15 protein-coding genes are annotated in these 12,796 nt (G+C 67.2%); 6 read left to right on the top strand and 9 right to left on the bottom strand.

Annotation, left to right across the window (positions count from 1 at the left end; all coding sequences use genetic code 11):
• The first annotated feature begins 177 nt into the window (after positions 1–177).
• Entirely contained in the window at positions 178–753 is a 576-nt protein-coding gene (locus AP234_RS30330) for a hypothetical protein (protein ID WP_063843140.1), read from the top strand.
• A gap of 162 nt (positions 754–915) precedes the next feature.
• Here AP234_RS30330 and AP234_RS30335 read toward each other — a convergent pair whose 3' ends face one another.
• The 6 genes from AP234_RS30335 to AP234_RS30360 form a co-directional block, all read right to left on the bottom strand.
• Complete coding sequence (locus AP234_RS30335) at positions 916–1,419, bottom strand: hypothetical protein (protein WP_055483182.1); 504 nt, start codon at positions 1,417–1,419, stop codon at positions 916–918.
• Positions 1,420–1,874: 455 nt separating this feature from the next.
• A complete protein-coding gene (locus tag AP234_RS30340; protein WP_083502578.1) occupies positions 1,875–2,339 on the bottom strand; it encodes a single-stranded DNA-binding protein in 465 nt (154 codons plus the stop codon).
• A 79-nt stretch (positions 2,340–2,418) separates the two neighbouring features.
• A complete protein-coding gene (locus AP234_RS30345; RefSeq protein WP_055483183.1) occupies positions 2,419–2,601 on the bottom strand; it encodes a hypothetical protein in 183 nt (60 codons plus the stop codon).
• A gap of 357 nt (positions 2,602–2,958) precedes the next feature.
• Positions 2,959–4,104 (bottom strand): hypothetical protein, encoded by a 1,146-nt coding sequence (locus tag AP234_RS30350; RefSeq protein WP_055483184.1) that lies wholly within the window; start codon positions 4,102–4,104, stop codon positions 2,959–2,961.
• A 99-nt stretch (positions 4,105–4,203) separates the two neighbouring features.
• Positions 4,204–5,814, bottom strand: coding sequence for a ParB/RepB/Spo0J family partition protein (locus AP234_RS30355; RefSeq protein ID WP_055483185.1), 1,611 nt, complete (start codon positions 5,812–5,814; stop codon positions 4,204–4,206).
• A gap of 138 nt (positions 5,815–5,952) precedes the next feature.
• Positions 5,953–6,426 (bottom strand): single-stranded DNA-binding protein, encoded by a 474-nt coding sequence (locus tag AP234_RS30360; protein ID WP_055483186.1) that lies wholly within the window; start codon positions 6,424–6,426, stop codon positions 5,953–5,955.
• A 654-nt stretch (positions 6,427–7,080) separates the two neighbouring features.
• On the opposite strand from AP234_RS30360, the gene AP234_RS30365 reads away from it, so the two are divergent.
• The gene (locus AP234_RS30365; RefSeq protein ID WP_055483187.1) at positions 7,081–7,359 is read left to right on the top strand and encodes a hypothetical protein; all 279 of its coding nucleotides are present in this window, start codon (positions 7,081–7,083) and stop codon (positions 7,357–7,359) included.
• A gap of 8 nt (positions 7,360–7,367) precedes the next feature.
• Positions 7,368–7,907, top strand: a complete 540-nt coding sequence (locus AP234_RS30370; protein ID WP_055483188.1) for a pyridoxamine 5'-phosphate oxidase family protein — start codon at positions 7,368–7,370, stop codon at positions 7,905–7,907.
• 22 nt (positions 7,908–7,929) lie between these two features.
• On the opposite strand, the gene AP234_RS30375 is transcribed toward AP234_RS30370, so the two are convergent.
• The 3 genes from AP234_RS30375 to AP234_RS30380 form a co-directional block, all read right to left on the bottom strand.
• Entirely contained in the window at positions 7,930–8,127 is a 198-nt protein-coding gene (locus AP234_RS30375; protein WP_055483189.1) for a DNA adenine methylase, read from the bottom strand.
• An 11-nt stretch (positions 8,128–8,138) separates the two neighbouring features.
• A complete protein-coding gene (locus tag AP234_RS35555) occupies positions 8,139–8,297 on the bottom strand; it encodes a helix-turn-helix domain-containing protein (protein ID WP_083502580.1) in 159 nt (52 codons plus the stop codon).
• 69 nt (positions 8,298–8,366) lie between these two features.
• Positions 8,367–8,975: a tyrosine-type recombinase/integrase gene (locus AP234_RS30380; RefSeq protein ID WP_160330521.1), complete on the bottom strand. Its 609-nt coding sequence runs from the start codon at positions 8,973–8,975 to the stop codon at positions 8,367–8,369.
• A gap of 257 nt (positions 8,976–9,232) precedes the next feature.
• Here AP234_RS30380 and AP234_RS30385 point away from each other — a divergent pair, with 257 nt between their 5' ends.
• The 3 genes from AP234_RS30385 to AP234_RS35560 all read left to right on the top strand — a co-directional run bounded on the left by AP234_RS30385 (position 9,233) and on the right by AP234_RS35560 (position 12,662).
• Positions 9,233–9,640: a hypothetical protein gene (locus AP234_RS30385; protein ID WP_055483191.1), complete on the top strand. Its 408-nt coding sequence runs from the start codon at positions 9,233–9,235 to the stop codon at positions 9,638–9,640.
• Between the two features lie 365 nt (positions 9,641–10,005).
• A complete protein-coding gene (locus AP234_RS34420; RefSeq protein ID WP_200926788.1) occupies positions 10,006–11,067 on the top strand; it encodes a site-specific integrase in 1,062 nt (353 codons plus the stop codon).
• Between the two features lie 287 nt (positions 11,068–11,354).
• Positions 11,355–12,662 carry a glycoside hydrolase domain-containing protein gene (locus tag AP234_RS35560; protein WP_083502581.1) on the top strand — a complete coding sequence of 436 codons (1,308 nt, stop codon included), beginning with the start codon at positions 11,355–11,357 and terminating at the stop codon, positions 12,660–12,662.
• The last annotated feature ends 134 nt before the right edge of the window (positions 12,663–12,796 follow it).

Below are 12,796 nucleotides of genomic sequence, written 5' to 3' on the forward strand. Positions count from 1 at the left end.
CGACACGGCGGCACCGCGCCCGGCCGGGGAGTGGCGGGACGAACCGGTCGCGAATGTGAGACACGCGGCGTCACGCTCTGTCACGCTGTGTGGTGTGCTGCTGGCGTATGTGGACAAGAGCTATACCCGCGACCGCTACGGGCCTGGCCTCGAGGACACCCCTGGGGACGATGCCGAGTGAGGGCGAGCACCGCCTGGGCGGATGAGTCGTTCCAGGAGCACGACACGACCGGCTTCTACATCATCGCTGCCATGATCATCCCTACCCCCATGCAGGAGCCGGCCCGTACGCAGATGCTGCAGGCGCAGGCCCGGCACGCCCCGGCCAAGCTGCACTGGGTGGCCCGCGACGACAAAGAGCGGTTGGAGCTGGCCTACACGGTGGCCGGGATCGACGGGTTGCACGTCGTTGCGGTCGGCTCCCCGGTCCACCAGCGCAAACAAGAACGCGCCCGCGCCTACTGCCTTCACCAATTGGTGCTCGAGCTGTATAGGTTCGGGGTCGAGCAGTTGTTCATGGAGGCCCGCCAGCCAACGCTCAACACCAGGGATGTCACCACCGTGCAGCACGCCCGGTACACACTGCCCAAGGGCACCAAGTTCCGCGTCGATCATCTGCCCGGCGCGAGCGAGGCGCTGCTGTGGATCGCCGACATCGTGGCCGGCGCCGTCCGCGCCGAGAAGCTGGGCGATTCTCGCTACCGGGAGATTCTCGGTGAGAAGGTGATCGATTTTCCCGTCACGGTGCGCTGATCAACACGCTGAAATGCGCCAGGCCAGGCTCCCGGTCATGCCCCAGGTCACCTGGCCTCACGACTTCCAGGAACCCACGGCCCCTGGCGTCACTGACAGCCTATCTCCGGTGACCACGTCACCGGAAGCCAAGGGCACGAAGAAGCGACCGCCCGTCCGCCGCTACCTGCAGTTCTCCGGACTCTGTCCTTTCCGGTCGAACTCCTCCTGTGAGACCAACGTGTTGTCGCTCCACATGAGGACCTTCCCGGGCTGCAGCCTCGCGAGGTCCGCGATCTTGAACTGCACGTGGGTGGTCGAGTGCGTGTTGTCGTTCGACCAGCCGTAGGCAACATAGGTGATCAACGGGTCCGGTCTGAAGTGTCCTGTTGAGAGCGTCCAGCCGTCCGACGGCGCGTCGGGCCGGAACGAGGCGGCCTGGCCCGTCAGCGCGTGTGCCTCGTAGCTGGCGTCCGCTATAGATGGTTCGCCTGAGGGGCCCGGGGGCGTCCGATCGTGGTAGATGGTCACCCCGTCCGGGGCCGGCCCACACCAGGCAAGGACCACGACGAGATGACCGGCGGCGTCCACGCTGATTCCGGTGTGCCCGTTCGTTGCGACGGTGCAGCCCGTGACGCCCGCTGCCAGGAGCACACCGGCGAGGGTCGCGCTGATCCATCGGCGCATGCTCCGACGGTACGCTCTTATGCGATCTTGTTTGTAGTCCTCGATCGCGGCTCGTGACGCAATCGCCCCAAACCCGTTATGTCCGACCGCGAAGCGATCTCCTTGACGCGCGACCTCAGCGTTTGTCGCGCTATCGAGGGAACAGCACGGCAGGGACCTGCTGAATCACATCAATTACGTCGGCTGTCATCGTGACGCTGGGACATCTGACCGTGCCCGGCCGCGCGCTACCCCGACTCGGCGCTAATTCGACCCATATACCAGACAGAAATTACTTTCTGTCTGGTATATGGCTATAAATTCTGATTCGGACCAAAGGCTACTCGTTGGGTGGGCGATTTCCGCGAGGTGTCCAGGATGTACCCGCGCGGAGTCATCCAGCGGCACATATGTCGGCCTGCTCGCACTGTGTCGGCACATGGGCGGTACGAGACGGTGAGGCCGCCGCGCTGCGATTAGAAGCCAGGGACGCCGACGGTGGCGGCGGTGGCGGTGGGGATCGGCGTGACGGGCGGCCACGGATCCTGCTGGGGGATCTGGGCGGTCTGCTGGCCGCGTTTGACCTTGGTTACCTGGGCGGTGGCGAAGCGGAGGGCGGGGCCGATCTCGTCGACCTCGATCTCGTAGACGGTGCGCTTGTCCCCGGTGTCGGTTTCGTAGCTGCGCTGGCGCAGGCGTCCCTGGACGATGACGCGCATGCCACGCTGGAGGGACTCGGCGACGTGCTCGCCGAGCTCGCGCCAGGCGTTGCAGGTAAGGAAGAGGCTGTTGCCGTCCTTCCACTCCCCTGTCTGACGGTCGACGTACCGCTCGTTGGCCGCGATGCGGAACCGTACGACGGCCTGGCCGCTGTTGGTGAAACGGAACTCGGGGTCGTCGACGAGGTTGCCGACGATGGTGATGGCGGTCTCGTTGGCCATCGGGATGTCCTCCTCGGATCGTGATTGGTGGGGGTCTGGACGGGATGCGCGGGGGTCGGGGCCCCCGCGCGGGCTGTGTCTAGACCTTCCTGTCGGCCACAGCCGCCAGGCGGTGGGCCTCGACGGCCGCGGCCACGCAGTCGTGGCAGATCCAGGTCTTGTCGGCGCAGCGGAACAGCTGCTCGATCGGGGTCGTCTGGCCGCAGCGGCTGCAGCCGGTGAGGTCGGTGAGCTGGAGGGGGAGGTCGAGGGTGCGGGTCATGTCCTGCTCCTTCCGCGGGGCCCTTGCGGGGTGTTCGCGTCGTGTTCTGGTGAGGGAGGGGACGCAGGCGGAAGGGAGGGAGGGCAACCGGGCGGCCCCGTACGGGCACGATGTTTTGCCGCGGTGAGTTCGATAGACGGGTGGCGGGTGGAGCCGACTTCAGGCGGCAAAAGATCTTGAACGTGCGGGGTGAGCGGAGCGAGAGCCGGGTTGCGTGGACGACCGGGCCTGCGAGACTGACCGGCCAGAACACGACGCCGGGGTCACCCGTGCTGGGTGAGCGCAGGGCATGAACCTCGCCTGCGGCTACGCACGGGTCCCTTCACGCAAAGGAAGCCCGCGCGGGACCGGTGAAGGTCAGGTGCCAGCGGCGGCCAGGTGCAGGGCGCGCAGCGCCTGGCCTTCCATGTCGTGGGCGGTGTCGGCGTCGTCGATGGTCTGGGCGACGCTGGTGACGGCGTGCATCACACCGCCGGCGGTCAGGTCGCCGCCGCGGATGAAGTGGCGAAGGATGTCGCGCTGCTGCTCCTCGGTGAATCGCAACTTGGTGGCGACCACCTGAATGGTCTTCTCCGGGTCGGCGAGTTCGACGCCGGAGACCTCGGTCAACTCACGAATCTTGGCCTTGACGTAGTCGATGTCCAAGAAGGTGGCGATGGCATCACGACTCTTGGCGGTGATCAAGGCCAGGTTCTTGTCCTGGGTGTCGCCGCTCCAGCGGATGTCACCTCCGTCGTCCAGGCGGCCGCCGAGGTGGACGTGGCGATGGGCGTCAGCGTTGATGGTCATGCCGTTGTTACAGACCTGCACCAGCAGGCGCGGGGTGACGGTGAACGCTCCGCAGCCGGTCTCGCTGTTGCTGATCACGAATCCGGCGAACACCAGCGGGTTGTCAGCACCGGAGGCGCCGGTGAACGGGCTGCGGTAGTTGCGCAGCAGCTCCGGGGCCAAGGCGGCGACCTGCTCGCATACAACCCGCACGTACATGCGCCGCTCGGTCAGGTCGCAGCCGTCGATGCGGACGTCGACGCCGGCGAGCCGTACCCCGTCGAGTGCGGCCATGAGCACGTCCAGGTTGTCGATGATCTTGTAGCGGTCAGACAGGAACGCCCGGGCCACACCGGGGCCGCCGCCTACGCCCCGCAGGGCACGTACGAGGAATCGGCGGTCCTCGGTCTCCAGCCAGCCGTTGACGTTGGCCTCGTACAGGCCGGGCCGTTCGGCACGCAGTCGCCGCAAGTACGGCAGGGGGATGCCGAGCTTGTCGGCCAGGCCCTGGTCGCAGATCTCTGTCGGCAGGTACAGACCGGTGCTGGCGGTGACGCCGGCATCTGACAGCACGGGCGGGGTGTCGATCAGTTCCAGGTGCGTGCCGACGGCGCGGATCTGCGCGGCGCCAACCGGAACATCGACCTTGCGGGCGTGCTGGTCGCGTAGCAGCGCGTGCAGGTCGCCCAGGTCGGCGTTGCGGGTGGTGAGCGGAACGGGAGAGGCGATGGTCATCGAGATTCCTTCCGGGTGATAAGCGGAAGGCCCGGCCTCGTTGTGAGGCCGGGCCCGTAGGGCGTGTCTGGGCGTTCGGCGCGCGCCCTCGATGGTGAGTCAGGCCGCCGCCGAGTACGGCGTGCCGTCGTCGGCGTCGCAGTCGGTTTCGGGGTCAACCCAGGCATCGACGTGCGTCGCGTGCTCGCTGCCACCCGCCTGTGCCGCGTCGTTGTCCTGCGGCCGTTCATCGACGCTGGCGGCCTCGGCCGACGGGTCGAGTTCCAGTCCCTCGTCGGCGGGGGCGTCGCCGCGGTACGGCAGGCCGTCGATGATCGCCTGCTCGATCGGGGTGGGCGAATAGCCGAGCTCGGCCAGCAGGGACAGGTACCCCTGGGCGTCGGTGCGGCCGACCGGGCCGGATCGGTCCTGCCGCCAGGTGTATCGGGCCGTGTCCGGGACGGTCATCTGGTGCTCGTACGCCACGACGATCGGCGCCAGGGCCAGCAGCGGCAGCCGTCCCGGCCGGACGCTGGCGGCACTGTCCACGCTGAAGTTCCCGGTGAGCGTGGCCCACAGCGGGCTGTGCCGGGCAGCGGTGAGCTTGTCCCGCAACGGAGCAGGCATCTCCACCAGCTGCCGGGCGACCCAGGCCAAGACCGGCCTGGGCGCGGTGCTGCGGGCCAGCAGGGCGGCCACCCATTCCTGGCGTACGACGGCACTGGCCTTCCACGCCCGGTTACCCTCGATGACGAGCCTGCGCTCGAGATCATCACCCTTGGCCGGCTCGGTCGAGCCGGCCTCCACTGGTGGGGCCGGTGCGGCATGGCCGTGCTGGTCAGGGGTGGTGCAGTAGGCCACCGGGCCGGTCTTGTCCCACGAGCGGAAGTACACCCCGTGCCCGGCACAGGTGGTGTGGGTGTCGGGGTCGAAGCCGTGGACGGCATCGGCCAGCCGGGCGAGCGTGAGCGCGCCGGGCGGCAGTTGCTCGGTGACGGTGATGCCCGCCTGCTCCAGCTCAGCCCGCAGCCGGGCCTGTTCGGCGGCCTCGGCCCGCTCGGTGCGGACGCGCTCGACCACGTAGCGGACCTTGCCTCCCCAGCGGAGCCGCTCGTGGATCTCCGCCAGGCCCTCTTCGTCGCCGTCGAACTCGGCCAGCAGCGCCAAGTCCTCCAGCGTCCACTCATAATCCATCTGGCCGGCCACCTGCCGGGTCTGCGCGGACAGGCCGCCGACGGTGAGGGCCTCGCCGATCTGCCGACGGTTGCGGCCGGTGACCTGCTGGAGACGGGTACGGCTCGCGCCGGCCTGGTGTGCCTCGAACAGCGCCTGGGCCTGCTCGAAGGCGGTCAGCCCGCGTCGGTAGTCGTCGTCGTTCTCCACCACCATGTCGATGAACTGGCCGGCACGGTCACCGGCCTTGGCCAGGTCGATCAGGCACAGCAGGTCGGGCAGTTCCTTGCTGCGAGCGGCGGCCAGACGCCGGTTGCCCTTGGTCACCCAGAACCGGTAGTCCTCCTCCCCCTCGGCCCGCTGGTGGTCGGCGGGGATCGGGATGACGTGCACCGGCACCTGCTGCTCGGCGGCCAGGGACTGGCAGAAGGCCTCCGTCAGCGCGAAGTCGGAGCGGACGTTGTCGGGATGGTGGTCGAGGAACTTCAGCGGGATCCGGACCAGGCGAAGCCCCTCAGCCTCACCCAAGTCGGTCTCGGCGACGGTTGTCGTGGACATTCGAACTCCTTTCGAAAAACGAAACTGGACGAAAAGGGCAGGAAGTGCCGTACGGGTCGGTGCGCCACGGCGAGGGGGTCGCCCACAGGCAGAGCCGTACGGGCGGCCCGGTGATCGCGGGCCGCCCGTACGGGGAGGTCAACCGGCGAAAGATGCGGTAGCAGTGGTGGCGGGCTCCTCGGCGACGACCGCGGAGGCGCCCTGGGCCAGGCGACGCGGAGAGGCGTCAACCGGCCAGTTGGCGGTGCCCTCGTGTACGGGGCTGTAGCGGGAGGCCAGCCCGACGTTGGCGGCGATCACCTTGACCGTGGCGCGGACGGTCGGCTTGCCGGCGCGGTCCCTGGTCTCGTAGGTGCGCGGGATCAGGTCGCAGGCCTGGACCATGAGGAGCTGGCCCTTGCGGTAGGACTCCTGGGCGCGGATCGCCGCGACGCCGTAGACGACGACCTCCACGTGGCGCGTGGGGATGTAGGTCGAGCCATCACGGCGCGGAGTGGGGGGCCCGTTGACCTCCAGCACCGCCGACCACATGGCCGGCGCCTCGTGATCGGACGGGAAGAATCGCGGGTCGTAGGCGATCCTGCCGGTGAGACTGATGTGGATGTCGAGCACGGGTCCTCCCCCTTCGCTGTGGCCTGCCGCCACACGGGTTTCTTGCGTCTTGACCGGGGGGGAGCTGTTTCGGCGGCTGCCCCGTCCCGGCGAAAAGGCAGACGGAGCGACGGCGTGACCGGCCCCGCAACCCGGGTGCTGGTGGCCGTTGAAGATGTTTTGCGCAGCAAAAGATCTTCAACGGCCACCACTCGCCCACCACAGCCCGCAGCCGAGCGCGGGCGAGAACCCGGGTTGCGGGGACGGGCTAAGCCGGCGCATAGTCAGCCACCGGGACGGGGCGCCGCGTACGGCGACCACGGCGGGGATGCAGAGACCCTGGAAAAGGCCAAGCTCAGAAGGATCCGTACCGATCTCCCGGGCAGGTCCGGCAGCACTTGCCCGCCATGCCGACGAGAATGACGGAAATCTCTGGACTTGGGCTCGGCGGGAAGATCCGGCTTTAAGGGCCGGGTCGCCATCGATGCATGGGTGATCAGTGCTGCCAGACAGAGGAGTTGAACGTCGTCGCCGTCAGCGCGTCAGTGGACAGGGCCTCGGTCCGCACCGGTAGGCATCGTCGCTGGGGTTGACGTGGAACGGCGGCTCGTGAATCGTCGGCGACGCGTACCGATCTCTCCTTCTATGGGGTCATTCTCTATGAAAGGCTGAATCATGGCCATGCCTACCGTGATCAGGATCGTCTCGGACGACGAGTACCGCTCTGAGCGGCACAAGGCCGACTCAGCCCCCCGGCGCGGCAAATGCAGCTGGCACGGCGAACCACACGAGATCACCCGATCTATGCGGCTCGAGGAACACCGGTCGAACGGCGTCCGGGTGGCGCTGTACGGCGTGTGCGACGCGGCACGTGCCGAGATCACCGACCACGCGATGCGCGGGCCCAGTCTGCTGCTGACCACCGTGACGACACTGTCGGTGGGAGCTGATTGACTAGCCGAATGTTCGAAACTCCCGACGAGCTCCACAGCCTCCAAGTCCTGCTCGACACGTCTTTGGCTGGCTCCAGCAGCCACCTCAAATCGATCATCCGGCCAGGTGAAAGCACCTTGGACGCCGAGCAGGTTGTCCGAGTCTGCCAAGGCATGTGCACACTGGCCATCGCCACAGTCACCCGGCGCGGTGAGCCACGCATCAGCGGCGCCGACGGGCACCTCCTGCACGGCCGTTGGATCGTCGGCACCCACCGCCAGGCCGCTAAAGCCCGTCATCTCGCGGCGCGGCCCGGCATCAGCGCGACATTCATGCGCGGCGAGCAGCTCGGCATTTTCACGCATGGACACGCCGTTCCGCTGAACCCCGAGGGGACGAGCAGCGACCCGACTTGGCCGACCGTCCGCAACTACCTCGTCAACCACTACGACGGCGACGGCGACGATCCGTTCTGGGACGAGAACGTGTGGTATCGCATCGACCCCAGCTGGATGGTCGCCTACAGCGCCGACCCCGTCGAGCTGCTCGACCAACAACCGTCAGTCTGAAGAGAGCTCGCGCGGGTCCATCTCAGGCCGTTACTCCGGGGCCAGTCGAGGTTGACATCTTCACGTTCACCGTTTCCATGCGGCTGGGCGTCTTCGCCAGCAGCACCGACAGTCCACCGGCGAACGGCTCGACGTAGTGGGCGTGCTCGGGCAGGAGCGCGGCGATCCGGGCTGCCAGACGCGACTTGCCGCCGTAGTAGGCGAAGAGGGGAGCAGCCATCACGGCGCCTTTCAGTAATCCTGGGGCAGAGTGGCCCGGCCGCCGGACAGCTCGGGCAGGTACTTGTACAGCGTGGAGCGCGACACCCCGAGCAGGCGGGCGATGGACGTAACGCTGTTCTCCGGGCGGGTGAGCAGGTCGCGGGCGTGGCGCACCTGCTCCTCACTCATCGCCGGTCTCGTAGTGGCGGCCGCGCTCAATTGGGCACTCAGGTAGCGAGGTCTTCAGAACGGGCAGGGTTAGGGCGTCGACGGCGGCGCGGCGCTGGCGGCCGGGGCGGCGGTCGTGACGGGGGACGCGTGGCCCATGAGTTGCTGTACGCGGGCAAGGTCGACGCCGTTGTTGAGCAGGTCGCCGGCGAAGGTGCGCCGCAGATCGTGTGGTGACAGCCGGGTGAGGTCGGCCTGTCGGCGGCGGCGTTCCAGTACCGCGGCGATGGCGTCGGGTGACAGGTGCCGGGCCGTGGCGGTGCCCCAGCGGTTCACAGGTGCGATCAGCGGTCGGCGGATGTGCTCGGTCGTGGAGAGCCATCGGCCGAGGTAGAGCGCGGCGACCTCGTGGAGGTAGACATCGCGTGACTTGTTCCCCTTACCGGTGACGAGCAGGCATCGGTCGCCGGGGTCGTAGTGCGCCCTGGTCGCCTTGGCCAGCTCGTCGCGGCGCATACCTGTCGACTGCAGGACGGCGATCACCGCGGCATCGCGGATACCGATCAGGTCGCCAGCCGCGAGGCATGCCTTCAGCATCGCGGCGACTTCGTGCTCGGCGACGCTGCGTCCGGCCTTGGCACGGATGCCGCCCTTGACGTTCTTCACGGCTTTCGCGCGGTGGTAGTCCTCGGCAGTCATCTGGCCGAGCATCCATGCGTGGTAGGAGGACCTGACGCAGGGCGTTCAGGTGCTTGTGCACCCTGGAGGGCGAGCAGGGCACGGGCTCACCGTCGGCATATCGAGGTGAACTTGGTTCACCAGGTCGCTGCGGAGTGCCGCCGCATGCTGATAGCGCAGCAGACCCCCACGGCACGCTCCCACCGGTCGCGTTCTCTCTGTTTGCTTGCTTATTCTCCTCCCTCTGCGCTAATGTCCCTCTATAGAGAGGAGAGGCTATGCCTGAGACAGTCGAGGTGGACGAGCAGACGTACCGGTCGCTCGAGTTTGCGGCCCGCATGAGCGGGTGCACGGCGGGTGAGGTGGTTGCGCGGCTGGTGGCTGCGGCGAGCATGCCGCCGCCCGCAAAGGAGGAATCGGAGCAACGGGAGGCAGCCAGCGACGTGGCGGTGTACGCCGACTACGAGGGCCACCGCACGCAGGGCAAATACGACCAGAGGACTACGCGCATCGACATCACGTCGGGACCTCTCGCCGGGCGGAGCTTCAAGACGCCGACCGGTGCGGCCCGAGCCGTGGTGGCACACTACAAGCCCGGCGTCAGCCCGAACCGCAACGGCTGGTCCTTCTGGATGCTCGACGACGGCTCCGGGAGGTTCCTCCAGAGCATCCGGGAGACCTCGTAACCAGCTAGGCGGAGCGGCAGCACAAGATCAACAACAGGACCATCTAGATTCGGTGCAATGAAGGTCACGACGGTGACCTGGGCGAGCCGCTCGCTTGAGGCTCATGACGACTCGACCCTAGGACCTTTTGACCTGGTTCACCCAGTTCGCTTTGGAGTGCGGCCACCGTCTGCTGCTGGTAGCGCGCAGACACCACGGTATGGCTCACCGGCGTCACCCACTGAGCCACTGTACTGAAGATCTTTCCCTCCGATCAGTTCTGCTGAGGCGAGACAGCGGCTCTGTCGCCGCGTCCCGTGCTCACCGCCTCTAACTCACGTTAAGCTCACTTATCGATATTCAGAATCACGGCGAGGAGGAGCCGCGTGGATCTCGTCCCGGCGGGCGATGGCGAGCTTCTCGCCGTTCCGCACACTGCCATGCCGGACATCGTGACGGCGGCCGACGACGACACGCTGACCGAGGAGGCGGCCCGCCTTGTCTTCGAGGGCCTGGCCGAGAACACCCGGATCGGCTACGCCCACGACTGGCACCTCTATATACGGTGGTGCGCCGAGACCGGCCGTACCCCGGTTCCGGCCACCGGTGCGACGCTGGCCAACTATGTGGCCCATCTGTCGGCGACCGGCTATGCGCCGTCGACGATCGATCGCGCGCTCGCCTGCATCCTGGCCGCCCATGACCACGCGGGCGCCACCAAGCCGAACACGAAGGCCGCCCGCCTGGCGCTGCGCGCCTACCGACGGGATCAGGCTAAGAAGGGCCGCCGGGTCCGCAAATCTCCCCCGATCACCATCGACCGCTTGCGCGCGTTGATCGCGGCTCTTTCGGGAGACACCGTGCTCGGCATCCGTGACCGCGCCGTCCTGGTACTCGGCTTCGCTCTCATGGGCCGCCGCTCCGAGATCGCCGCGCTCGACATCGCCGATCTCTCGTTCACCGACGATGGCATCGAGGTCTACATCGCGACATCGAAGACCGATCAGGACGCCCAGGGTGAGACGGTCGCTATTCCCTACGGCTCGCACCGCGATACCTGTCCGGTGCGCGTGGTCCGGGTATGGCTTGCCGTCCTCGCCGAGCACGGCGTTACCGCCGGGGCGCTGCTCCGGCCGGTCGATCGGCACGGCCGGATCGGAGGCACCGGCCCCGTCCGCGCCGGCAGGGGCACCGGGGAACGGATCACCGGTCAGGCCATCAACATCATCGTCAAACGCGCCGCCAAGCGCGCCGCGCTCGATAAGGCCAGTTCCTACAGCGCCCACGGGTTGCGCGCCGGCGGCGCCACCTCTGCGGCCAAGGCCGGCGCCCCCATGTCGGCGATCACCTCGCACGGCCGATGGGCCGACGGCTCCCCCGTGGTCGCCGGATACATCCGCCAGGTCGACCGATGGAACGACAACCCCATGCGCGGGATCGGGCTGTAGGCCGAGAATGATCAACTCGCGTGAATTTCTCAGAGGTTGAAGATGGAGCCTTTCCGGCCTCGTACTCGGCGCGCCTCAGCGGGTCCGCCGCGGGCTGCTCAGCGCACTGATCGGAGGCGAGCGCCAGCCGGGCGGCCCAATGTCGTTTTGATAGCGATCTTGCTGGTACTTTCAGCCAATGGCACAGCCAGGCGAGATCGACAGCACATCACGCTTGACCGACCTCGAGACGTTGGGAGCGCCACCGCTGGAGCCCTGCCTCAAACGCGGGGGGCTCACAAGGCCATCTGACCAGGGAAGCCGGCCGCATCCAGGGCCTGGAGGCCATCGAGCGGTGCCGCACCCTTGGCTTACCTTGGGACAGCATGGTGTTCTTCAGCGTCGACTTCGACCCCGTGGGCGAGACGATCCATGGTCCGGTCCTCGACTTCTTCGAAGGTGTCAACGAGGTCATGGACTCCACACTCAACGGGTCCTTCAAGGTCGGGGTCTACGGCACTCGCAACGTCTGCCAGGTCATCCTGGACGAGGGGAAAGCCGAGGGTGCGTTCGTTGCCGGGATGTCGACCGGGTTCTCCGGCAACATGGGTTTCCCCATGCCGGAAAAATGGCACTACAACCAGATCGTCGAGGTCACGGAGAGCCTCGGCGGCACGTCGATCCCCGTTGACCACGACGTAGTATCCTCACGTGCCGCCGCGATCGACCTGTCCGGGGTCGTCGGGCCACCTGTCGAACGGGACGGGTCGCCCTCGGCTACCGGCTTCGACGTCGTATTCGAGTGGATATGCCGGGCTGAGGTCGCCTGTGAGCAGGCGATCAAGGAGGCCGACAGCATCTTGAACCCGATCAAGCAGTGGGTCGTCGCCGTTCCCGAATACCTACTCCACCACCTCCGCGTGCCGGAGTACTGGGGTAACAATTATCGCGGGCTCTGGAACCTGTACACACCGCAGATTGACGCAGACAAGTATGCAGCCGCTGCGCGCAGGGCCTGCGAGAATGCGCTCGCGTCGTTCTCACCGGCGAAGCCGGCGAGCAACCGCGATGTCGCGCACTGGGCCGTGACAATGCTCGGATATCGAGCGTGGGGCATCGAAACGGCCCACGATGACTACGGCCTCGGCGACCTCGGCGGGTGGCCCCTCGACCTCCTCCAGGCATGGGGCGTCTACGACAAGCTTCCGGCGAAACCCGACCTGATGTCGTGGATGACCACGAATCTTGGCAGTGTCAACTCATCGGGCTTCGGATATGCAGATGTCATCGCCGATGTCGACTCGTGGCTCATCGCCAAAGCTTTGAAGGACAGCGGGGGCGGCACTCTGTCGTCGTCAAGCCGCGGCCTGTGGCGTATGACCTCGGCGCAGCGCATCCGGAAGTTTTATGCGGATCGCTTCGGTTCATCCGAGAGCAACATCGGCGCCGCCTTCGCCAAGCTCGTCGACGGCATCGACGTCGGACCGATCGAAAACTTTCCGGTCACCGTCGATTTCCTCCGTCAAGCCGCGGGTGCCGATAACCTCCCGTCCCAGGCCCAGGCGGAGACGTGCGGACAGGCCTTCGGGCGGGTTCTCGCCCAGCTCGGCGCATGAGCACCGGCGTGGGAACCTCTTCCCCAGACCCCGACGCCCGCGGGGCGCGCATCGGGGTGGGCCGTCGCCGGGGCGCTGCTCGCGTTCGTCGGCACGTACTGGATCAGCTTCGGCGGTGCCCAACTCGCATATGT

The organism is Sphaerimonospora mesophila (assembly GCF_001417795.1).
GTDB classification, from domain to species: Bacteria; Actinomycetota; Actinomycetes; order Streptosporangiales; family Streptosporangiaceae; genus Sphaerimonospora; species Sphaerimonospora mesophila.